Source organism: Embleya hyalina (assembly GCF_003967355.1).
In the GTDB taxonomy this organism is placed as follows: Bacteria; Actinomycetota; Actinomycetes; order Streptomycetales; family Streptomycetaceae; genus Embleya; species Embleya hyalina.
Genome location: NZ_BIFH01000054.1, coordinates 75,162 through 95,783, shown reverse-complemented (window position 1 = coordinate 95,783; position 20,622 = coordinate 75,162). Strand labels below are relative to the sequence as shown.

At 70.6% G+C, this 20,622-nt stretch carries 19 protein-coding genes; 10 read left to right on the top strand and 9 right to left on the bottom strand.

Annotated features, from left to right (window positions below):
- Both EMA17_RS53640 and EMA17_RS47800 read right to left on the bottom strand, forming a co-directional pair.
- Positions 1-950: peptidoglycan-binding domain-containing protein (locus tag EMA17_RS53640; RefSeq protein ID WP_218043267.1), on the bottom strand; the 950-nt coding region annotated here is incomplete at its 3' end.
- A gap of 10 nt (positions 951-960) precedes the next feature.
- Positions 961-1,548: a hypothetical protein gene (locus EMA17_RS47800; protein ID WP_126643505.1), complete on the bottom strand. Its 588-nt coding sequence runs from the start codon at positions 1,546-1,548 to the stop codon at positions 961-963.
- A gap of 305 nt (positions 1,549-1,853) precedes the next feature.
- Between EMA17_RS47800 and EMA17_RS47795 the strand changes: the two genes are divergently transcribed.
- Entirely contained in the window at positions 1,854-2,507 is a 654-nt protein-coding gene (locus EMA17_RS47795; protein ID WP_126643504.1) for a response regulator transcription factor, read from the top strand.
- Entirely contained in the window at positions 2,504-3,856 is a 1,353-nt protein-coding gene (locus EMA17_RS47790) for a sensor histidine kinase (RefSeq protein ID WP_246127362.1), read from the top strand. Before EMA17_RS47795 ends, EMA17_RS47790 begins: the two co-directional genes overlap by 4 nt.
- 409 nt (positions 3,857-4,265) lie before the next feature.
- Here EMA17_RS47790 and EMA17_RS47785 read toward each other — a convergent pair whose 3' ends face one another.
- Positions 4,266-4,859, bottom strand: coding sequence for a TetR family transcriptional regulator (locus EMA17_RS47785; protein ID WP_160161833.1), 594 nt, complete (start codon positions 4,857-4,859; stop codon positions 4,266-4,268).
- A 260-nt stretch (positions 4,860-5,119) separates the two neighbouring features.
- Between EMA17_RS47785 and EMA17_RS47780 the strand changes: the two genes are divergently transcribed.
- Positions 5,120-5,911, top strand: a complete 792-nt coding sequence (locus EMA17_RS47780; protein ID WP_126643502.1) for an SDR family NAD(P)-dependent oxidoreductase — start codon at positions 5,120-5,122, stop codon at positions 5,909-5,911.
- A 73-nt stretch (positions 5,912-5,984) separates the two neighbouring features.
- On the opposite strand, the gene EMA17_RS47775 is transcribed toward EMA17_RS47780, so the two are convergent.
- On the bottom strand, positions 5,985-6,542 hold the full coding sequence (locus EMA17_RS47775) for a DUF4291 domain-containing protein (protein ID WP_126643501.1): 558 nt from the start codon (positions 6,540-6,542) through the stop codon (positions 5,985-5,987).
- Positions 6,543-6,828: 286 nt separating this feature from the next.
- Here EMA17_RS47775 and EMA17_RS47770 point away from each other — a divergent pair, with 286 nt between their 5' ends.
- A complete protein-coding gene (locus EMA17_RS47770; protein ID WP_126643500.1) occupies positions 6,829-8,547 on the top strand; it encodes an FG-GAP repeat domain-containing protein in 1,719 nt (572 codons plus the stop codon).
- 52 nt (positions 8,548-8,599) lie between these two features.
- On the opposite strand, the gene EMA17_RS47765 is transcribed toward EMA17_RS47770, so the two are convergent.
- Both EMA17_RS47765 and aceE read right to left on the bottom strand, forming a co-directional pair.
- Complete coding sequence (locus tag EMA17_RS47765) at positions 8,600-8,941, bottom strand: VOC family protein (RefSeq protein WP_126643499.1); 342 nt, start codon at positions 8,939-8,941, stop codon at positions 8,600-8,602.
- 41 nt (positions 8,942-8,982) lie between these two features.
- Positions 8,983-11,667 (bottom strand): pyruvate dehydrogenase (acetyl-transferring), homodimeric type, encoded by a 2,685-nt coding sequence (aceE, locus tag EMA17_RS47760; protein ID WP_126643498.1) that lies wholly within the window; start codon positions 11,665-11,667, stop codon positions 8,983-8,985.
- Positions 11,668-11,834: 167 nt separating this feature from the next.
- Between aceE and EMA17_RS47755 the strand changes: the two genes are divergently transcribed.
- Positions 11,835-12,503, top strand: coding sequence for a GntR family transcriptional regulator (locus tag EMA17_RS47755; RefSeq protein ID WP_126643497.1), 669 nt, complete (start codon positions 11,835-11,837; stop codon positions 12,501-12,503).
- A 152-nt stretch (positions 12,504-12,655) separates the two neighbouring features.
- On the opposite strand, the gene EMA17_RS47750 is transcribed toward EMA17_RS47755, so the two are convergent.
- Together EMA17_RS47750 and EMA17_RS47745 are read right to left on the bottom strand one after the other, a co-directional pair.
- Positions 12,656-13,042, bottom strand: a complete 387-nt coding sequence (locus tag EMA17_RS47750) for a hypothetical protein (RefSeq protein ID WP_126643496.1) — start codon at positions 13,040-13,042, stop codon at positions 12,656-12,658.
- 158 nt (positions 13,043-13,200) lie between these two features.
- Positions 13,201-13,407: a DUF2191 domain-containing protein gene (locus tag EMA17_RS47745; protein ID WP_078979074.1), complete on the bottom strand. Its 207-nt coding sequence runs from the start codon at positions 13,405-13,407 to the stop codon at positions 13,201-13,203.
- A 264-nt stretch (positions 13,408-13,671) separates the two neighbouring features.
- Between EMA17_RS47745 and EMA17_RS47740 the strand changes: the two genes are divergently transcribed.
- The 4 genes from EMA17_RS47740 (at position 13,672) to EMA17_RS47725 (ending at position 16,896) form a co-directional block, all read left to right on the top strand.
- On the top strand, positions 13,672-14,418 hold the full coding sequence (locus EMA17_RS47740) for an amino acid ABC transporter ATP-binding protein (protein WP_126643495.1): 747 nt from the start codon (positions 13,672-13,674) through the stop codon (positions 14,416-14,418).
- Between the two features lie 133 nt (positions 14,419-14,551).
- Positions 14,552-15,430, top strand: a complete 879-nt coding sequence (locus tag EMA17_RS47735) for a glutamate ABC transporter substrate-binding protein (RefSeq protein ID WP_126643512.1) — start codon at positions 14,552-14,554, stop codon at positions 15,428-15,430.
- Positions 15,431-15,445: 15 nt separating this feature from the next.
- The gene (locus EMA17_RS47730) at positions 15,446-16,090 is read left to right on the top strand and encodes an amino acid ABC transporter permease (RefSeq protein WP_126643494.1); all 645 of its coding nucleotides are present in this window, start codon (positions 15,446-15,448) and stop codon (positions 16,088-16,090) included.
- The gene (locus EMA17_RS47725) at positions 16,087-16,896 is read left to right on the top strand and encodes an amino acid ABC transporter permease (protein ID WP_126643493.1); all 810 of its coding nucleotides are present in this window, start codon (positions 16,087-16,089) and stop codon (positions 16,894-16,896) included. Before EMA17_RS47730 ends, EMA17_RS47725 begins: the two co-directional genes overlap by 4 nt.
- Positions 16,897-17,364: 468 nt before the next feature.
- Here the strand turns inward: EMA17_RS47725 and EMA17_RS47720 are convergent, their stop codons facing one another.
- A complete protein-coding gene (locus tag EMA17_RS47720; protein WP_126643492.1) occupies positions 17,365-18,966 on the bottom strand; it encodes an alpha/beta fold hydrolase in 1,602 nt (533 codons plus the stop codon).
- Positions 18,967-19,167: 201 nt separating this feature from the next.
- Here EMA17_RS47720 and EMA17_RS47715 point away from each other — a divergent pair, with 201 nt between their 5' ends.
- Positions 19,168-20,502 carry a CHAT domain-containing protein gene (locus EMA17_RS47715; protein WP_126643491.1) on the top strand — a complete coding sequence of 445 codons (1,335 nt, stop codon included), beginning with the start codon at positions 19,168-19,170 and terminating at the stop codon, positions 20,500-20,502.
- The last annotated feature ends 120 nt before the right edge of the window (positions 20,503-20,622 follow it).

Sequence of the window (20,622 nt, the reverse complement as noted above, 5' to 3'; positions counted from 1 at the left end):
TGCGAGGTTGCGCCGAGCGACGCGGTGACCTCGCCGACCCGGACCGAGTCCGGCAACACCACCGCGTCCCCCGGATCGAAGCGGCCGGTCTGCTTGCGACCCATGTCCTTCTGCCACTTCTTCAACGCCGCGGCCGTCGCCTCCGTGAACTTCTCGTCCACGGTGAACCCGCCATAGCCCAGGGCCTGGAGGTTCTGCTCCAACTCCCGGACGTCCACACCCTTGTCGACACCCACCGACAACGCCCGCCAAAACGGCGTCTCGCCATAGAACAACGGCACCTTCGTCCCGTCCCGACCGTACACACGGTCGCCACGCACGAGAGTGTCGCCCACGCCCGGAAGCCAGGTAATGGTGCCGGGGCCGGGGTTGTTGCCGCCGTCGGGGGGTGCGTTGCCGGTGCCGGACGAATTGCCGGGGCCCGGAGCGTTCCCGGTGCCGGGCGCGTTGCCGCCGCCGGTTGCGGAGCCTCCACCTCCACCTGAGGTCGAGCCTGTGCCGGGGCCCTTGCCCGTGCCCGGGTTCGAGCCGGGTTTGTTGCCCGTGCCCGTGCTCTGGCCGGCGTTGCCGCCGTTGCCGCCCGTCCCGCCCTGCGGCTTGTCGGCGCCGCCGCCCGGCGTCCCCGGGTCCGCGCCCGGCGCCGCCGCGTTCACCGAGTAGGTGCCCGCGTAGCCGAGCTTGCCGTCCACGTTCTGCCGGTCGACCAGATCGGCGCGGGTCACCGGTACCGCGTCCAGCTTCGTGCGATTCTCGGACGCGCCGGAGCCATCACCGCCGTCGGACAGCAGTACCGCCGCCGCGCCCCCCGCCGAAGCCAGGACCAGCGCCGCCGCCAGTGCGCGCCGCCGCCGGCGCCGCCGCCGCTCGCGCGGGTACGCCGTACGATCCGGGGCCACCGGCTGCGGCGTGCTCTCCTCCTCGAACTGCTGCGGGGTGTCGATCGAAACCACGAGGCGGCCCCTACTTCTGCTTCTCGAGCGGCGGGACCTTCTTGTTGCATATCTCGATCGCCTTCATGACCTTGTCGTCACTCGCGTCGATCGTCACCGCGAGGGCACCGCCGCCGCCGTCGTCCATGTTCTCCACGCCGTTCTCCCGCATGCAGGCCGCCCGCTTGGCCTGCCACTCCTTGAACTTGGGGTCGTTCGGGTCGAAGTCCAACTTGGGCTGGAACTTCTCGCACGCCTTCATCGCGTTCTCGGTCTTGCCCATGTCGCCGTTCATGGTCATCGCCGGCATCCGCATCGCGCCGCCCTCGCCCTGCTCCGGGTCGGGCATGTCGATGCCGTTCTCGCGCATGCAGCTCGCGAACTTGACCATCTGCTCGTAGCGCGTCTTGGCGTCGTCCTTGCCGGCGCCCGGCTGACCGCCCGCCTTCTGGTCCTTGCCGGCGCTGCCGCCGCCCGAGGCCACCTTGTTCTTCGCCGACCCGCCGTCGTCGCCCCCGCACCCGGCCGTGGTCAAGGCGAGGCCACCCACCAGAACCACGCAGGCCGCCCACCGCAACACCGGGGGCCGTCCCGATCCCGTGCGCCCGAACCTCGTCATCACTGCCGCTCCCGCTTGTGGTCCTCACCGTCGTCCGGCCCGATGGTCCGGACGTCCGGTCGCACTCACCGCCCACGGCGTCGTGGTCGGGATGTGTGCGACAGCAGGTCTACGTGGCGGCGGGTTTCCCGGTCGTCACCCGAATTGGTTATCCGGAGCTAACACGGGGTCGCGTATAAACGGTGGGGTCGACTCGAAGTCGGCCATTTCCCCCATCCCCGCTCCCCCATCCCCCATCCCCCGCACCTGTCCACCGGCCTGATCGGCTCACCCGGCCATCGGCCCCGAAGCGGAGCGACGAAACCTTGCGAGTCCTGGTGACCGAGGACGAGGAACTGCTGGCCGACCTGGTGGCCCGAGGGCTGCGCCGGGCGGCGATCGCGGTCGATGTGGCGTACGACGGCGAGAGCGCGTTGGAGCGGCTGGCGGTCAACGACTACGACGTGCTCGTGCTCGACCGCGACCTCCCCGGCACGCACGGTGACGAGGTCTGCCAACGGGTGGTGGCCGGGCGGCTGCGTACTCGGATCCTGATGCTGACCGCCGCCGGGACCGTGCCCGAGCGGGTGGCGGGGCTGCGCCTCGGCGCCGACGACTACCTGCCCAAGCCGTTCGAGTTCGCCGAACTGTTGGCACGTGTACAGGCGTTGGGGCGTCGGGCGACGCCCGCGGTGCCGCCGGTGCTGGAAAAGCACGGCATCGTGCTGGACAGCGCGCGGCGCCAAGTCACCCGCAACGGCGAGTACGTTCGGCTCGCGCACAAGGAATTCGCCGTGCTGGCCACGCTGATGGCGGCCGACGGCGCGGTGGTCAGCGCCGAGGAACTGCTGGAGCGGGTCTGGGACGAGAACATCGACCCGTTCTCGAACACCGTACGGGTGACCATGTCCAAGCTGCGGGCCAAGCTCGGCGACCCCCAGGTCATCCGGACCGTGCCCGGCGCGGGATACCTGATATGAGCGGCGGGGTGGGGTTGCGCGGCCTGGCGGGCGATCTGCGGCTGCTCCGGCGGGCGGTGTTCCGGCGGCCGTCGGCGCGGGCGCGACTGGCGCTGATGTACGGCGGCATGTCGCTGGTGGTCGGGACGGTGCTGTTGGGCATCGTGTACTGGTTCGTCGATCAGCGGGTGTCCCAGCGGCTGCCGACGGCGATGGCCAGGACGTTGTCGATCGACGCCTCGGGCAACGTGGCCTCGATCGCCCCGGCCGCCCCCGTACAGACCGCACCGGCGCAGCCGGCCGAGCCGGGGGCGTACGCCCAGTACGCGCTGCCCCTGGAGCGGATCCGCAAGGCCAGTTCGGTCGGCCAGGACGTGACGATGAGCCAGTTGCTGACCGTACTCGGCGCCGCCCTGCTCCTCCTCGCGGCGGCCTCGATCCTGGTCGGGTGGTGGATGTCGGGCCGTGTACTGCGCCCGGTGCACGGCATCACCGCGACCGCGCGCAGGTTGTCCGAGCACAACCTGCACGAGCGGATCGCGATGCCCGGACCGGACGACGAACTCAAGGAACTCGCCGACACGTTCGACGGAATGCTGGATCGGCTGGAGAAGTCCTTCGACAGCCGGCGGCTGTTCGTCGCCAACGCCTCACACGAGTTGCGCACGCCGCTGACCATCCAGCGCACGGCGATCGAGATCGGCCTCGCCGATCCGCACTCGCCGGCGGACATCGTCGAGACGCGCGAGCACCTGCTGGCGCTGAACCGGCGCACGGAGCGGCTGATCGACGGGCTGCTGAACCTGGCGGTGAGCGAGCGCGGGAACGTCCGGGTGTCACCGGTCGCGCTGGACGAACTGACCGCCGACGTCCTGCGCCAAACCCGCCCGGCGGCCGAACGGGCCGGGGTGCGGGTGGACGCGAACCTGGCCGAGAGCACCGTCGCCGGCGACCCCCTGCTCCTTCGCCAACTGGTCACGAACCTCATCGAGAACGCGGTCCGCCACAACCACGCGGGCGGCTTCATCACGATCGGCGTCTCCCCCGGCTCGTTCCGAATCCGCAACACCGGCCCGGTCGTCCCCGCCGCCCGCATCCCCGACCTCTTCGAACCCTTCCACCGCTTCCGCCCCAACCGCACCGGCTCCGCCAAGGGCTCCGGCCTGGGCCTTTCCATAGTCCAGGCCATCGCCCACGCCCACGCGGCCCGAATCACCACGACAGCCAACCAACACGGCGGCCTGTCGATAGCAATAGCCCTACCCACACACCACAACAACCCGACAACCCCACCCCGCCCAACAAACCACCCGACCCCACCCCTTGACACTCCCTCCACCCACCCCAGATCCAGCCCAGCCAACGTCTGACCACCCAGCCCAACCAAACACCCAACACAGCCCAAAACCCACCGCACCGGCCCACACCCAGCCCGGCCGGCACTTGAGGCCACCCCAACGCAACACACCCAGCCCGGCCGGCGTTTGAGGCCACCCGGCGCAACCAAACACCCAACCCAGGCCGAAGCGCCCCCGCCCGACCGGCGCTTCCAACCCACCCACCGGGCCGGCCCACACCCAGCCCGGCCGGCGCTTGAGGCCACCCCGGCGCAACCAAACACCCAACCCAGGCCGAAGCGCCCCCGCCCGGCCAGCGCTTCCGACCCACCCACCGGGCCGGCCCACACCCAGCCCGGCCGGCGTTTGAGGCCACCCCGGCGCAGCCAGACGCGCAACGCAGGCCGAAGTGCTCCCCGCCCCGTGGGTGCTTCCGGGTTGCCTAGCCGTTGTCCGGCTCGGGTGCCCGGGTGCCGAGCGAGGCCAAGAGGCCGCCGGTCGCCACGCGCGCGAGTGCGGTGGCCACCTGCTCCGCTGCCTCGTGTGCGTCGCCGTCGCCCGCGGCCCACCGGCTCATCGCGACCCGCACCGCGACATTCACGGCCCCCGCGGTCAGCCACACGTCGGCGTCGTCCACCGGCAACCCCGCCCGCGCCGCGATCACCGGCCGCAATCGCTCCTCGCAGTCGTGGTGCACCGCCAACCACACCGCCCGCAGCGCCGGATGCCCGTCCGCCACCCGCAACATCACCCGCAACTGCGCGTCGTCGACCCCGTCCACCTCACGCGCATGCCGCAACGCCGCGCGATAGCTCAGTTGCATCGCCGCGAGCAGCCCGGCCCCCGGATCCCACGCGGCCAGCCGCTCGACCCAGTCCGCCATCCCGGCGGAAAGCACCGGCGCAACCGTTTCCTCCTTGCTCCGGAAGTAGCGGTAGAAGGTCCGCAACGCCATCCCGGCCGCGTCCGCGATCTCCTCCACGGTGGTCTCGTCGAACCCCCGCGACGCGAACAACCGCACGGCCGCCCGGGACACCTCCGTCCGGGTATCCGCCTTCCGCCGCTCGGTCAACGAGGGCCGCCCGACCCGCGCCCCGCGCCCCGCGGGCCCGCCGGTCCCACCGCGCCCGCCCGAGCCATCGCGCCCGACCCGACCCGCCCCACTCGCCGCAGCAGCACCGTCCATCCGCCCATCCTACTGCCGCCACAGGAATTAATGGCACAACGTGCACATTAGGCGTAACGTGCAAGCCGGGGGCTCACCACCCCACCACCATCCGGAAAGAAGGCACTCACATGAACCGCTTCGACACCCGCCGCATCCTGGTCACCGGCGCCGGCTCCGGCATCGGACAGGCGACGGCACTACGACTGCTGCGCGAAGGCGGCCGGGTCGTCGCGGCCGACGTGGTCACCGAAGGACTCGCCACCACCCGCGAGCGCGCCACCGCAGAGGGCACCGCCGAGCGCCTGCACACCCTGGTACTCGACATCGCCGACGAGTCGTCCGTCACCGAGGGCGTGAAATCCGCCATCGCCGAGCTCGGCGGCCTGGACGTCCTGGTCAACGCCGCCGGCATCCTCCGCGCCGAACACACCCACCTGACCTCGCTCGACATGTGGAACCGGATCATCACGGTCAACCTCACCGGCACGTTCCTGGTCACGCGCGAAGCGCTGCCCGCGCTCCTGGAGACCGGCAACGGCGTCGTGGTCAACTTCAGTTCGACCTCCGCGGCCTTCGCCCACCCGTACATGGCGGCCTACGCGGCCAGCAAGGGCGGCATCCAGTCCTTCACACACGCCCTCGCCCTGGAATACGGCAAGCAGGGCCTGCGCGCGGTCAACGTGGCCCCGGGCAGCATCAAGTCCGGTATCACCGACGCGACTTCGGGCTACCTCCCCGCGGACACCGACTGGGAACTGTTCACCAAGCTCTCCCCGATCCTGGCCACCGACCTCGAATCGGGCGGCGCCCCGATGGCCGGCCCCGACACCATCGCCGGCGTCATCGCCATGCTCGCCTCCGACGACGGCGCCTTCATCACCGGCACCGAGATCCGAGTGGACGGCGGCACACACGCCTGACGGCCCACCGCCGCAAGCCCGGGTGCGGGTACGCCCACCCGTACCCGGGCACCACCACGACCCCGACGTCGGCTCAGCCGTCCGCACCCACCCGCCGCGCCACCGCCGCCGGCAGCGGATACGGCTTCTCCGGCGGCAACAGACGCTGCGCCTGGGCGACCCGCCCGTCCTTCACCAATCCCGACAACCGCCGTACCAGCGGCGTCAGATCGGTGACCCCGACGACCCACTCCTCGTTGAAGGTCCGGATCAACCCGCGCCCGATCCCCACCTGAATGCTGTAGTGATTCAGCGCCGCCCCGCGCAGCGACCGCTCGGGATCCCACTGCACATGCACGTCGGCGCCCGCCACCGACCCCTCGGTCGACACCGCCCGCGCCAGCGCCTCCTCGAACCCGGCCCGAGTGATCCGCACCGCCAACACCCGTTCCTGGCCCGCCTTGCGTCCCCAGTCGCTGCGGTGCATCAGCCACCGGAACGACGGCTTGACCCAGGTCATCCGCCCGAACGAGAACGGCGCCACGAACCGCCCCTCCCGCAACGCCGGTTCGGCGATGGCCGGCGCATACGCCTGGTACACCACCAACGAACGCGCATCGAAGTCGGCCCGAATCCGACGCAACATCACCATGCCCCGACACGCTGCCGGCCCCCACCCTCCCCCGGCCATCCATTTTCCCGACCCACCCCGATGTGCCATCCCTCACTACAACCTTCGGCCTCCGCCGATCGTCCAACGAACCCCCCAAACCAACCGAATCGGCGGATCCCACTACTCGTGACCACTCTCCGCACCCAATCAATCACTCTCGATCCTTGCCCGCGATTCAGTACCGCCGCTTTCCCCGTTGCGAGTGTCCCAAGCACCTGGTTGCCTTCCGTCGTCCGGTAATCCCGGCAACACGAGGAGTGCATCCATGCCCATGACCCGAAGGAAACCAACCCCAAGCCGCCGACTCTCCGCCCTCGTAGGCGGGATCGCCACCACGATCCTGGCCTCCGGCCTGCTCGCCGCGCCGGCCTCCGCCGCAACCACGGCGACCACCGGCCCGACCGACCTGCAGATGCAGCCGGCTCCGATCAACGGCTCTGCGGACAGCTGCGGTTTCCTCCGCGCGATCGCCTCGTCCAACACGCTCGATCTCTCCGCCACGATCGGCGAACCGAACGGCCCGCTGATCGGCGCGCACTTCGAAGTCCACGAGGTCGGCAACGGCAACTCGACCGTATGGGACGGCGGCTGGGGCTCGGAGTGGTACGGGACGCACGTGGCGCGGGCATCCGTCCCGGGCAGCGTCCTCACCGACGGCAAGACCTACGCCTGGAGCGTCGAGTCGGGACGTGCGAACGAGCCCGATCCGGTACGCACAGCAGGATGCACGTTCACGTTCGACAACACACGTCCCGGCACACCGAGCATCACCAGTTCGGACTTCCCGGTGAATGGCGGCGGCAAGTACGCCGGACAAGCCGGTGTCTTCGTCTTCGACGTGAGCGCCGCAGGACCCGATGTGACGGGAGTCGAATTCGCCATCGGCACCTCGATGCCGGTCGGTGGAGCAGGATCGGCGATCTACGACGCGCCGTCCGGCACTTGGCGGACACCACCCCTGACCTTCGGACAGTGGGGCACCAACAGCCTGACCGCGCGGACGGTCGATCACGCCGGCAACGGTTCCTGGCCCACGACCTACACCTTCTACGCCCCGAGCAACCCCAACCCACCCGTACCGAAACCGGGCGACATCACCCGCGATGGCAAGGTCGACGTGCTCGTCACCGACGGGGATGGCGCGCTTCGTTTGTACAGTGCGAGCGACAACCCTGCGGCCGGCGGTCGAATCGCGTCGGCGGCCGGAGAAGGTCCCATGGAGGACTACTCGTGGACGGGCGCGGGCGTCTCACACCGGGGCGGGGACTACGGCGACGATCTGTACGCGTTCGCGCATGGACAGATCTACCTTTACCGGAACTCACCGAGCGGGTCGCCCGCCGACGGCTGGTTCAGCACGGCCCGAATGGCCGTGGTGGCCCGCCCGAACACCTGCGTCGATCCGCCCGCGACCGCGAACGCCTGTGCGTCGTATGTACGCGACTGGAACAAGGTGAGGCAGATCGTTGCGGCCGGCGACGTGGACGGTGTCCCGACCGGTCAAGTCGGCAAGTTCACGAACGACCTGTTCACCGTTGAGGACGACGGTTCCGGGAACGCGCGTCTTTGGCTGTTCAGCGGTGCGGCGAACCCCGGTTCCCTCACCCGCGCCATCCCCATCGGCCCGGCCACCCGGCAGAACCAGGACATCATGATCCCCGGCGACGTCACCGGCGACGGACTGCCCGAACTGTGGGTCCGCGACCGCACCAACGGCAACGTCTACCAATACGCCTCCGTCAGGAAGACCGACGGCACCGCCGACCTCGACGCCTACACCGCCACCCCCACCCTGATCGGCACCGGCTTCGACACCACCACCCACCCCCGAGTCTCCACCGAAGGCGACTTCGACGGCGACGGCAAAGCCGACCTCTGGACCCGCACCCCCGACGGCAACCTCCACACCCACCCCGGCGGCAACACCCCCGACCCCACCACCGGCAACACCTTCGGCCCCGCACAACTCATCGCCGCCAACTGACCCACCACCGGGACCGCCCCCAACCATGGAGGCGGCCCCGGTCGCGTCGGTGTCAGATGCCGACGTATTCGAACACCGCGCCGTCCGGGTGACGCAACACCGCGCGGCGGCCGTTCGGGGTCGGGGCCGGTGCGGCGATCGATTCGGCGCCGGCGGCGATCAGGTCGGCGATCGTGGCGTCCAGGTCGGCGACGCCCAGGGTGGCGGCGACGGCGCCGAAGCGGGCCGCCGGCTCGTCCGGTCCGGTGAATACCAGGAACGGGCCGGTCGCCGCCAACTCCAGGCCGGCGAAGGCGAATCGGGTGGCCGGTTCGCCCGTGAGCCGCTGGTAGAACTCGATCGCCGCGTCCAGATCCGGAACGTGGCGCCGCACTGTCACCGATGTGATCGTCATGCCCGAAGTCTCGCGTGCGGGCATGACGACCACCGCATCGGTCACCCCGACGATCGGCCGTAGCGTCGCATCGCCTCCTCGGGCGCCTCGGGCTTGACCCTGCCCCGGCGGGCCAGCATCCGCAGGGTGCGGATCACGATCGACGGGGCGTCCACCGCGAAGTGGGTGCGGGTCGCGGCTCGGGTGTCGGACAGGCCGAACCCGTCCGTGCCGAGCGAGGTCCACTCCTGCCGGACCCACGGCGCGATCTGGTCGGGGACGCTGCGCATCCAGTCGCTCACCGCCACCACCGGCCCGGTCGCGTCCGCCAGGGCACGGGTGACGTACGGGACTCCGTCCTCCCCGGCGGCCAGCGCCTCGCGGCGCAGTTCGGTCCACGAGGTCACCGACCACACCTGGGCCCGCACGTCCCAGTCCTCGGCGAGCAGCCGCTGCGCCTCCAGCGCCCACCGCACCGCCGTGCCACTGGCGAGCAGTTCGGCGTCGGCCTCCGCGTCGGCGACGGGCGCGCAGCGGTACATGCCCCGCAGGATTCCCTCGGCCGCCCCGATCCCGGGCATCGCCGGCTGCGGCAGCGGCTCGTTGTACACCGTCAGGTAGTAGAAGACGTCCTCGCCCGTGGGGTGTTCGGGCGTGGCCGTGAGCATCCGTCGCAACCCCTCCCGCACGATGACCGCGATCTCGTACGCGAAGGCCGGGTCGTACGACACGCACGCCGGGTTCGTCGACGCGATCAACTGCGAGTGCCCGTCCGCGTGTTGCAGCCCCTCACCCGTCATCGTGGTTCGGCCCGCGGTCGCGCCGATCAGGAAGCCGCGCCCCATCTGGTCGGCCAGCGCCCACAGTTGATCGGCCACCCGCTGCCACCCGAACATCGAGTAGAAGACGTAGAACGGGATCATCGGCTCGTCGTGCGTGGCGTACGCGGTGGCCGCCGCGGTGAACGAGGCGACCGCGCCGGCCTCGGTGATGCCCTCGTTGAGGATCTGGCCGTCCACCGCCTCCCGGTAGGAGAGCAGCAGTTCGCGGTCCACCGCGTCGTAGGTCTGCCCGTGCGGCGAGTAGATCCCGGCCGTCGGGAACATCGATTCCATCCCGAACGTGCGCGCCTCGTCCGGCACGATCGGCACCCAGCGCCGGCCCACGACGGGGTCGCGCATCAGGTCCTTGGCCAGCCGGACGAACGCCATCGTGGTGGCGATCTCCTGCTTCCCCGAGCCCTTGAGCAGCGCCGCGAACGGCGCCGACGTGAGCGCCGGCGGCTCCGGCAGCGGGGTGAACGCGGTACGCCGGGCCGGGACCGGGCCGCCGAGCGCGCGCCGCCGGTCGGCCAGGTAGCGGGCCTCGGGCGAATCCGGTCCCGGGTGCAGGTACGGCGGCAACTCGCCGTCCAGGTCGGCGTCGGACACCGGCAGGTCGAGCCGGTCGCGCATCACCCGGAATTCGTCCTGGCGCAGCTTCTTCATCTGGTGGTTGGCGTTGCGCGCCTCGAAGCCGGGTCCGAGCGTCCAGCCCTTGACCGTCTGCACCAGCACCACGCTCGGGCCGCCGCGATGGTCCACCGCCGCCCGATAGGCCGCGTGCACCTTGCGGGGTTCGTGTCCCGCCCGCGAGAACCCGACCACCTCGGCGAGCCGCGCGTCGGCCAAGTGCGCCGCCACGCCGCGCAGATCGGGGGTGCCGCCGAGCAGGTTGTCCCTGATGTAGGCGCCGTCCGCGGCCGAGTAGGTCTGGAACTGACCGTCGGGGGTGTGTTCCAGACGGCGGATCAGCTCGCCGTCGTGGTCGCGGGCGAACAGGTCGTCCCAGTCCCGGCCCCACAGCGCCTTGACCACATGCCAGCCGGCGCCGGCGAATACGCTCTCCAACTCCTGGACCACACGCCCGTTTCCGCGTACCGGGCCGTCCAGGCGTTGCAGGTTGCAGTTGATCACGAAGACCAGGTTGTCCAGCCCCTCGCGGGCGGCCAGGGTCAGCGCCGCGGTGGCCTCGGGCTCGTCCATCTCGCCGTCGCCCAGGAAGGCCCAGACCCGGCTGTGCGACGTGTCCTTGATGCCGCGGTGGTGCAGATAGCGGTTGAACCTGGCCTGGTAGACCGCGGCCAGCGGACCCAGGCCCATCGATACGGTCGGGAACTCCCAGAAGCCGCCCAGCGATCGTGGATGCGGATAGGACGGCAGCCCGCCGCCGCCCACCTCGCGCCGGAACCGGTCGAGTTGATCGACCGTCAGGCGTCCTTCCAGGAAGGCCCGGGCGTACACACCGGGCGAAGCGTGTCCCTGGAAGTAGATCTGATCGCCGGGACCGCCGTCGGCCCGCCCCCGGAAGAAGTGCTCGAACCCGACCTCGTACAACCAGGCCGCCGACGCGTAGGTGGCCATGTGCCCGCCGAGGCCGAAGCGGCTCGCCCGGGTGACCATCGCGGCGGCGTTCCACCGGTTGTACGCGGTGATCCGCTCCTCGAGGGCGAGGTCGCCGGGGTAGGCCGGCTCGGCCGCGGTCGGCACGGTGTTGACGTACGGGGTGCGCGTCACGGGCGGCAGGTCGAGGCCGTGGTGCGCGCCGTGTTCGAGGAGGCGGGCCAGCAGCAGGCGGGCTCGGCCGGGGCCGGCGGCGCGTACGACGGCGTCGAGCGATTCGGCCCATTCCGCGGTTTCCTCGGGGTCCCGGTCGGGGAGCTGGTCGAGCTGCCCGGGCGGGATTCGGCTCGACGTGTGGGGTGACATCCGGGCCGCCTCCTTCGTATCGGTGAAGTCGGTGAAGGCTTCTGCGCGGGCCTTCGGGAGGCCCGCCGCGTGCGGGCTTCCGGCTGAAGTCCGGTGCCGAAGCATATTCATTCTGCGCAATGATCGATCATTGCGCAAAAGTCGCCCGCTCCGCCTACACTGGCGCGATGACCGAGCCGCGCCCGACCGCCGAGCCGCCCCGCCCGACCCTGGAACGCCGTCCGCTGCGCGAACAGATCCGCCAGTACGTCACCGAGGCCGTCGTCGCGGGCCGCTGGGCACCCGGCGAGCGGATCGTCGAACGCCGCGTCGCGGTCGAGCTGGGCGTCAGCCAGGCCCCCGTACGCGAGGCGCTGCGCGAGCTGGAACAGCTGGGCCTGGTCGAATCGGAGCCGAACAAGGGCGTTCGCGTGCGCTCCTTCAGCGAGACCGATCTGCGCGAGATCTACCCGGTCCGGGCCGGCCTCGAGGAGACCGCGGCCCGGCTGGCGCTGCCGAGGATCGACGACGAACGGCTCGCCGCGCTCGATCGACACGTCGCCGCGCTGCACGCGGCCTCGACGGCCGGGGACGCCGCCGCGCAGGTCCGGCACGGGGTGGCCTTCCACCGCGAGATCGTCGCCGCGTCCGGGAACGCGCTGCTGGGCTCGGTGTGGGAGGCGCTGGGCATCGAGGTCTGGACGACCCTGTCGATCCGCGTGTACCGCATGGACCTGCACGAGAACGCGGCCGACCACGAGCCGATCGTCGCCGCCTTCCGCCGCCGCGACCCGGCCACGGGCGCACTGCTGCGCGAGCACGTACTGGGCTACGGCGGCTGCGCGTTGTTGCCGTAGACACGGCCGGGTACCGGACACGCCGCGGCGCGTCGGACCCCCGCGGACCGGCCCGTCCCCGGGCGTCGTGTCCTACACGTCGGATCCCGACGTGCCCCGTCCACAGGTATCGCGTCCCCCGCGCCCCGCCCCTCCGGACGCGCCCCGCGCCCTCACCGCAGGACGCCGCGCTCCGCGCGCATGTGCGGCGCGACCACATTGCGCGGCCGGTTGAACAGGATCACCGTCAGCTCGACCACCGCGACCGCGAGCGCCACCACGAACGCGACCAGCGACAGGTAGCCCCAGAACGCCGCCGGGCTCTCCCCGTCCGCCGCGAACCACGGCGACACCGCGATCACTATGGACATGCACCACATCTGGATCGCCACCAGCGCCATCGCCCGCACCAGCCCGCGCCGCGCCGGGTCGCCCAGCGGCAGCGCCCGGAACGCGAGCATCACGTCGTCGGCCACACGCGCGCTGCGCCACAGGTCGCTCGTCCGGTTCGTCAGACCCACCGAGGACATGAACGCGAAATAGGTCAGCCACAGCCGCATGCGCACAACCTCTTCCCCCGCGACCCGACGTGTGGCTTCGTGTCACACGTGTCACCACCATTCTCGCCCAGCCCCTTCGGCCCGCGCACGGGGCCTCCGGTCAAAAGGGACAACAATGTGGTACGCGAGGGTGGGACCGCCGCGGAGGGCGGCGCGCGCTACTCGGTGACCGGGTTGCGCCGCTCGCGCTCCTCGACCGTACGCCGGTGCTCCTCGACGTTGCCGGTCAGCGCCTCGGTGCGATGTCCGCGGGCGATGTAGTCGAGGACGACCGCCTCGATCGCGTCCTGTGCGTTGCGGACGCCGGACAGGACCATGACCTCGATCACGGCGTTCGCGTCCAGGCTGATGTTGACCTTGGCCATCGACGGCTCCCTCGACTCGACCCGCTCCACACGATCGCACGACTGCCCGCTCGTCGGCGCGACCGCTCCGCCGCCGAACCACCCGCGAATCACCGGGGATCGCGCGCGCACGACCGTCGGATCACCCGCGAGAGGGGACTCTATCGGCCGTTAGGGGGGTTGGCGTCGTCCTCGCGACTGAATTCGTCCCGAGTGGGTGGATCCTCCGGGCATGTGCGCTTGCGTACGGTCCCTGCCCCCGTGTCGAAGGCGAGTCGGATACCTGTGACCTCGGAAGACCCCCTCGTCGTTCTCTCCGGTGTGAACAAACACTTCGGGTCGCTGCACGTGCTCCGCGACATCGACCTGACGGTGGCCCGCAACGAGGTGGTCGTCCTGATCGGCCCCTCCGGCTCCGGCAAGTCCACGCTGTGTCGCACGATCAACCGCCTGGAGCCGATCGACTCCGGCACGATCACCATCGACGGCCGGCCACTGCCCGCCGAGGGACGCGGACTGGCCCGGCTGCGCTCCGAGGTCGGCATGGTGTTCCAGTCCTTCAACCTGTTCGCGCACAAGACGGTGCTCGAGAATCTGACCCTCGCTCAGATCAAGGTGCGCAAGCGCAGCAAGGCCGAGGCGGAGAAGAAGGCCCGCGAACTCCTGGCCCGGGTCGGACTCGCCGACCAGGCGCCCAAGTATCCGGCGCAACTCTCCGGCGGCCAGCAGCAACGGGTCGCGATCGCCCGGTCGTTGGCGATGGATCCCAAGGTCATGCTGTTCGACGAGCCGACCTCCGCACTGGACCCGGAGATGATCAACGAGGTCCTGGAGGTCATGCGCACACTCGCCGTCGAGGGCATGACGATGGTCGTGGTCACCCACGAGATGGGCTTCGCCCGCTCGGCGGCCAATCGTGTCGTGTTCATGGCCGACGGACAGATCCTGGAATCGCGTACACCCGAGGAGTTCTTCGACCACCCGGAGACCGACCGGGCCAAGGACTTCCTGTCCAAGATCCTCAAGCACTGACGGGGGATCGGACATGCGCACCCAGACCGCCTCCGCCGGCACGGACACCGCGACCGGGGTCGGTACAGCCGTCACCACCGGTATCGCGCCCCGCACCGGCGCACCGCCGCGCCGCCGGCCCCGGTCCGCCGTCATGCCGCTCGCGGCGCTTCTCGCCGTCGTGTTGCTCGCCGCGTGCGGCAAATCCGGTACGCCCCCGCCCAAGGGCCCCAAACCCAAGGACCTGCCGTCGTATCAGGTCGCCACCGACGTGAACATCGACTCGCCCACGTTCCGATCGGCCAAATCGCGCGGCAGGTTGGTCGTCGGCACCAAGGCGGACCAGCCCTACGTCGCGGCGCAGGACCCGGCGACCGGCTACTACTCGGGCTTCGACGTCGAGATCGCCAAGATGATGGCGGCGTCGCTGGGCTTCGGGGTGGACCGGATCGAGTTCAAGACGATCACCTCCGCCAACCGCGAGACCTCGTTGCAGAACGGCGAAGTCGACTACTACGTCGGGACGTACACGATCAACGACAACCGCAAGAAGCTGGTCGGCTTCGCCGGGCCGTACTACATCGCCGGCCAGGCACTGCTGGTCCGCAAGGACGACAAGTCCATCAACGGTCCCCAGGACCTGGCCGGCAAGAAGGTCTGTTCGGTCGCCGGCTCCACGCCGTACCAGCGGATCGTGGCCGACTACCCCAAGGCCACCGCCGTCGCCTACGACAGCTACTCGGTCTGCGTGGACAACCTGATCAGCCTTCAGGTCGACGCGGTGACCACCGACGACACCATCCTCAAGGGTTATGCCGCGAAGGTACCGGACCAACTCCGGCTCGCCGGCGAGCCGTTCTCCAAGGAGCCGTACGGGATCGGCGTACCGCGCGGGGATCGCACCTTCCGGCTCGCGCTGGACGACGCGATCGTCGCGCACGAACAGAACGGCGACTGGAAGCGCGCCTACGACTCGACCCTCGGCCTCTCCGGCGTACCGGCACCCCCGCCGCCGCCGGTGGACCGGTACTAGCGGAAGGCGTCGACCATGAATGTCCTGCTCGACAACTTCGCCCTGTTCCGCGAGGGCTTCGTCGGTACCGTCGAACTGACTCTGGCCGCCGGGCTGATCGCGATGGTGGTGGGCGTGCTGATGGCCGGCTGCCGGGTCTCGCCGGTGCGGCCGATGCGGCTGATCGGCGGTGTGTGGGTGACCGTACTGCGCAACACCCCGCTCACGCTGCTGTTCTTCGCGGTGGTCCTGGGGCTGCCCCGATTCGGCGTGGTACTCCCCTTCTTCACCCTCGCCGTACTCGCCCTGGGCTGCTACACCTCGGCGTTCATCTGCGAGGCGGTGCGGGCCGGCATCAACACCGTGCCGGTCGGTCAGGGCGAGGCGGCCCGGAGTCTGGGCATGAACTTCGGCCAGACGCTCAGCCTGATCGTGCTGCCACAGGCGATGCGTGCGGTGATCCCGCCGGTCGGCAGCACGCTGATCGCGCTCGCCAAGAACACCGCCATCGCCGGTTCGTTCAGCGTGGTCGAACTGCTCGGCACGTACCGCACGCTCAACGAACTCGGCTACGACATCGTCGTCACGTTCATGTGGATCGCGATCGGCTACCTGATCATCACGCTCACGATCAGCGCGGTGTTCCGGCTCCTGGAGAGGCATCTGGAGGTGACCCGATGAGTGTCGAGGCGTCGGCGCTGTACGACATTCCCGGCCCGAAGGCACTGGCCCGCCACCGTACTTACGGCCTGATCGCCACCGTCGTGCTGCTCGGCGTGCTGGCCTGGGTGATCTACAAGCTGATCGACACGGACCAGTTCGCGAGCGACAAGTGGGCGCCCTTCGAATACGTGGGCGTGCAGAAGCTGTTGCTGCGCGGCCTGTGGCACACGATCCAGGTCTTCGCGTGGGCGGCGGTGTTGTCCCTGGCGTTCGGCGCGTTCTTCGCCGCCGGGCGGCTGTCCGACCATCGGGTGATCCGGTGGCTCGCGGGCCTGGTGGTGGAGTTCTTCCGGGCCATGCCGGTGCTGGTGATGATCTTCTTCATCTTCATCGCGATGAAGGTCGAACCCCGCCTGGCCCTGATCGCCGGCCTGACCCTGTACAACGGCTCGGTACTGGCCGAGGTCTTCCGAGGCGGGGTCAACGCGGTCCCCAAGGGCCAGAGCGAGGCGGCCTACGCGCTGGGCATGCGCAAGACCTCGGTGATGATCCACGTCCTGATCCCACAGGCCGTGCGGACCATGCTGCCCACGATCATCAGCCAGTTGGTGGTCACGCTCAAGGACACCTCGCTCGGATACCTGATCTCCTACGAGGAATTCCTCTACGCCGGCAAGCAGATCGCCACCAACCTCGACTACAGCCTCCCCTTCATCCCGGTGGTCATGGTGATCGCCCCCATCTACATCGGCATGTGCATGCTCCTGTCCGGCCTGGCCCGCTACCTCGAAAGCCGAGGCCGCAGACACCAGAAAGGCACATGACGCCCGCGACAGGCCACCGGGGCCGCCTCCATGGTTGGGGGCGGCCTCCGGTGGTGGGTCAGTTGGCGGCGATGAGTTGTGCGGGGCCGAAGGTGTTGCCGGTGGTGGGGTCGGGGGTGTTGCCGCCGGGGTGGGTGTGGAGGTTGCCGTCGGGGGTGCGGGTCCAGAGGTCGGCTTTGCCGTCGCCGTCGAAGTCGCCTTCGATGGATGGAAAATTCCTGGTTCCCGCCGAAGAGTTGCGCGATACCCCGCGCGAAGGCCGAATAAGCCGGGTACAGCAAAAGGCGTTGCACGCCGGCGGGGTCCTCCTGGACGGTCAACAGGTCCCCTGCGCCGTCACCGGTGACGTCGGTGGTCGCGATCAACTGCTTGATCCCGCTCCAGCTTTGCTGGTAGCCGACGCACTTGCCGTCCGCCTGACCGGGATCCTTGCATCGGGAAGGTCCAGCCGCCCCACCCGCCGGCGCGTCAGTTGCGGATCGGGATGGTGAGGGTCGAGGGGTCGTTTTGGGGGGAGGTGAAGGTGAGTTGGCTGCCGAGGGGGTTGTGTTCGAGGTAGAGGGGGTCGACCGTGTCGATTACCGCGGCCAGGTGGTGGCCCGCCGGGATGTCGTAGGACGTGGCGGTCAGGTCGAGGTTGATCGGGAACGGGGTGCCCGGGGTTCGGGCGTGGAAGGTGTACGGGGCGTGGGTGACGAGTTTGCCGATGCCCAGCGGGCCTACGTCGTATAGGTAGGCGAAGATCGTTCCGCTCTCGTGGGAAGCGGTGATCGTGGTGTGCAGCTTGGTGGTGCCGCGGACCCTGGTTGCCGTGCTGTGGCGGTCGGATTGCCAGACGGCGGCAAAGGCCCTGGGCAGGAGCGGGATCGAGGCGGTCGGTGGGGCCTGGAGGAACTGGTCGAGGATGCTGGACAGGAAGATCGTGCCGCCGTCGGCCCCGGAGTCGATGCCGGTGAGGATGCGGCGGGTGTCGGTGAGCGCGAGGGTGCGGGTCGAGTTCGCCGCGGCGGGCCAGTTCGGATAGCCCTCGTAGCCGCCGCCGGTGCGGGATTTCAGCTGTACCGCCGGCTCCCGGTCGATGCCGTTGTCGATGCCCCTGAGGTGGTGGTCGAGCCAGCGGGTCGAGTCGGCCCAGACGTCGTTGGGCAGGCCGAACAGGCCGCCCGCCTCGGCGGTGGCGTGGTCGCCGGGGCGGAATTCGAGGCGCTTGGGACCGGTCAACCCGCCGAAGAAGTCGGCGTATTGGTCGGGCGGGAAGAGCGAGTCGCCCCACGCGTTGCCGAGCATGATCGCGGGAGCGTTGGCGTTGATCCGGTCCAGGTGGGTCGCCGGGGAGCGCTTGGCGCCCCACGCCAGCATCTCCGGCTCCTTGGCGAGGTTGCCGGAGAGGAAGTTCTTCAGGATTTCGGTGAGTTCGGCGCTGGGTCGGCCGGTGAGGAAGCCGGCGCCGCCCAACAGCGCCGCGGCCTGCGCGTGTTCGGTCCGGCCGGCGTAGATCGACTCGATCAGGTCGGCCCAGCCGCTCATCGCGACGACGGCCTTGATCCTGGGGTCGAACGCGGCGGTGAGAAGGCTGATCCCGGCGCCGTAGGAGACGCCGGCCATGCCGATGCGGGTCGGGTCGGCGGGCGTGTTGGCCAGCGCCCAGTCGATCACCTTCGACGCGTCGGCGATGTCCGGCGGCCCGGCGGTCTCGATCTCGCCGCCGGATTGCCAGAAGCCGCGCGAGTTGTAGCCGATCACGACATAGCCGCGATCGGCGAGTTGCCGTGCGGGGACCACGTATTCGATCTGGGGCATCGCCCAGCTGGTCGGCAGCACGACGACCGGGTAGCGGGTGCCGGGCGCGCCGCCGGTGGGGGTGATGACGTTGGCGGCCAGCTTGGTGCCGCCGTCGCCGGGGATGTCGACGAAGCGCAGGGACGAGCCGGCGGCGGACCGCACGGCCGCCGCCGCGGGAGTGGGGGCGGCGCCGGCCGGGGCGGCCGGGCCGAGGGCGGCCCCGGCGAGGATCGCGGCCGAGACGACGGCGGCCGCACGAGCGCGTGGGCGCAGGCGGAATCGACCCATCAGGGTCTCCTGACGTCATGGTCGGGGCGTGGCCCGACCCGCGAGAATGCATGGTGAGACGACGCCTGGGGACGGCGTCGGAGGGTGACTCACGAGTAAGTTACGCGCCGGTAAACCAAGACGGAAGTACCACACGGCGATCGACTGAGGCGCCGCCACCCACCCGAGTACGGTGGTCCCGGCACGTGGGGGCAAGCGGGGGTGAACGTGGAGCGCGCGCAACACACCGAACGCGCAGCGCGGGTCGAGGACATCGACACCGACGCCGAAACACGCCGAGCCCGGGACCGCGGCGAACGCGGCCTGCTCCGCTGCATCGAGGCGTTGACGGACGACGCGACCCGCCGCACCCTGCCCGGGTACTCGGAGGCGACCGGCGGGCCGGCCCCGGTCGGGCCGCACCCGACCGACGGGCGGGCCACACCGGCCGATGGCCCCGACGGGGTCGCCGGCCTCCAAGGTCACGCCCTCGACGAAGCCCTCACCCTCCTCACCGAGGCCCTGGCCTCCCTGCCCGCCACCGATACGCGCTGGCCGGAATTCGCCTACGCCGCCGGCGTCGCGTATGGCGCTCGGGCGGGCCACGACGGCGACGCCCACACCCGCGACCAGGCCCGGGGCTGTTTCCGGCGGGCCCGCCGGGCCGCGCCGCCCGATGCCCACCTCTTTCGGGCCGCCACCCACGTGGGGGACGCGCGCGTGGGCGCCGGCCCGGCCGGCGGCGCGTGGCGTGCCCTCCTCGACCCGCCCTCGGCCGCCGAGATCGCCGTCGCGCTGCGCCGACTCGGTGCCGACGCGTTGGTCCAGCTCGTCCCCGGGGCCGCCGTGGTCAGCGGCGTCGACGGTTCGACCCGGCCGCTCGATCTGCCCGGGCTCGACTACGGCCTGGACCTCCCCGGGAGCGATCGGGAGCTCCTGTCCGACTTCCTCGACGTGCTCTGCGCCTGGGCCTGGGACGCGGTGATGGCCCCCGTGCTCGCCGCCGTCCCCGGCGCGTTCGGCCGCATCCCGTCCCTGGTCCTGCTGCCCGCCGGCCTGTTCGGCTCGGTGCCCTGGCACGCCGCCTGGTCGACCGTCGACGCCCGCCGCCGGCACGCGCTCCAGGTCGCGCAGATCTCGTACATCGCCTCGCCCCGCCTGCTGTGCGAGGTCGCCGCGCGCCCGACGGCCGACCCGCACCGGAACCGGCGCCACCCGATCGAAATCGGCCACCGCGCCGGCGACCCGATCGTGTTCGCCCCCGACCGCGCCTCGGGCTCCGCCGCCGAGCACCTGGCCGCCGGCACCCGCACCGTGGTGTCCACCCTGTGGCCCGTGGGCCCGAGCACCGCCGCGCTGGTCCTGTACATGGCCCACCACTACCTCAACCGCCGCGACCTCCCGCCCGCCCAGGCGCTGCGCACCGCCCAGCTCTGGATGCGCGACCCCAAACGCGGGATTCCCACCGCGATGCCCGCCGAACTCGCCGCGCAGGCACGGGCGATCACCCCGGACGACCTCACCGGCTGGGCCGCCTTCACCCACTCGGGCCGGTGAGCCGCCGGGCGCCGACCCCACCCCGCCTTCCCAAGCGGCCCGCCGGGAGCGTACTGTTCGCCACGCCATCGCGGGAGCTCGGACCAACCGGGCTGAGAGGGCGGCATGGGGTGTCGGCGG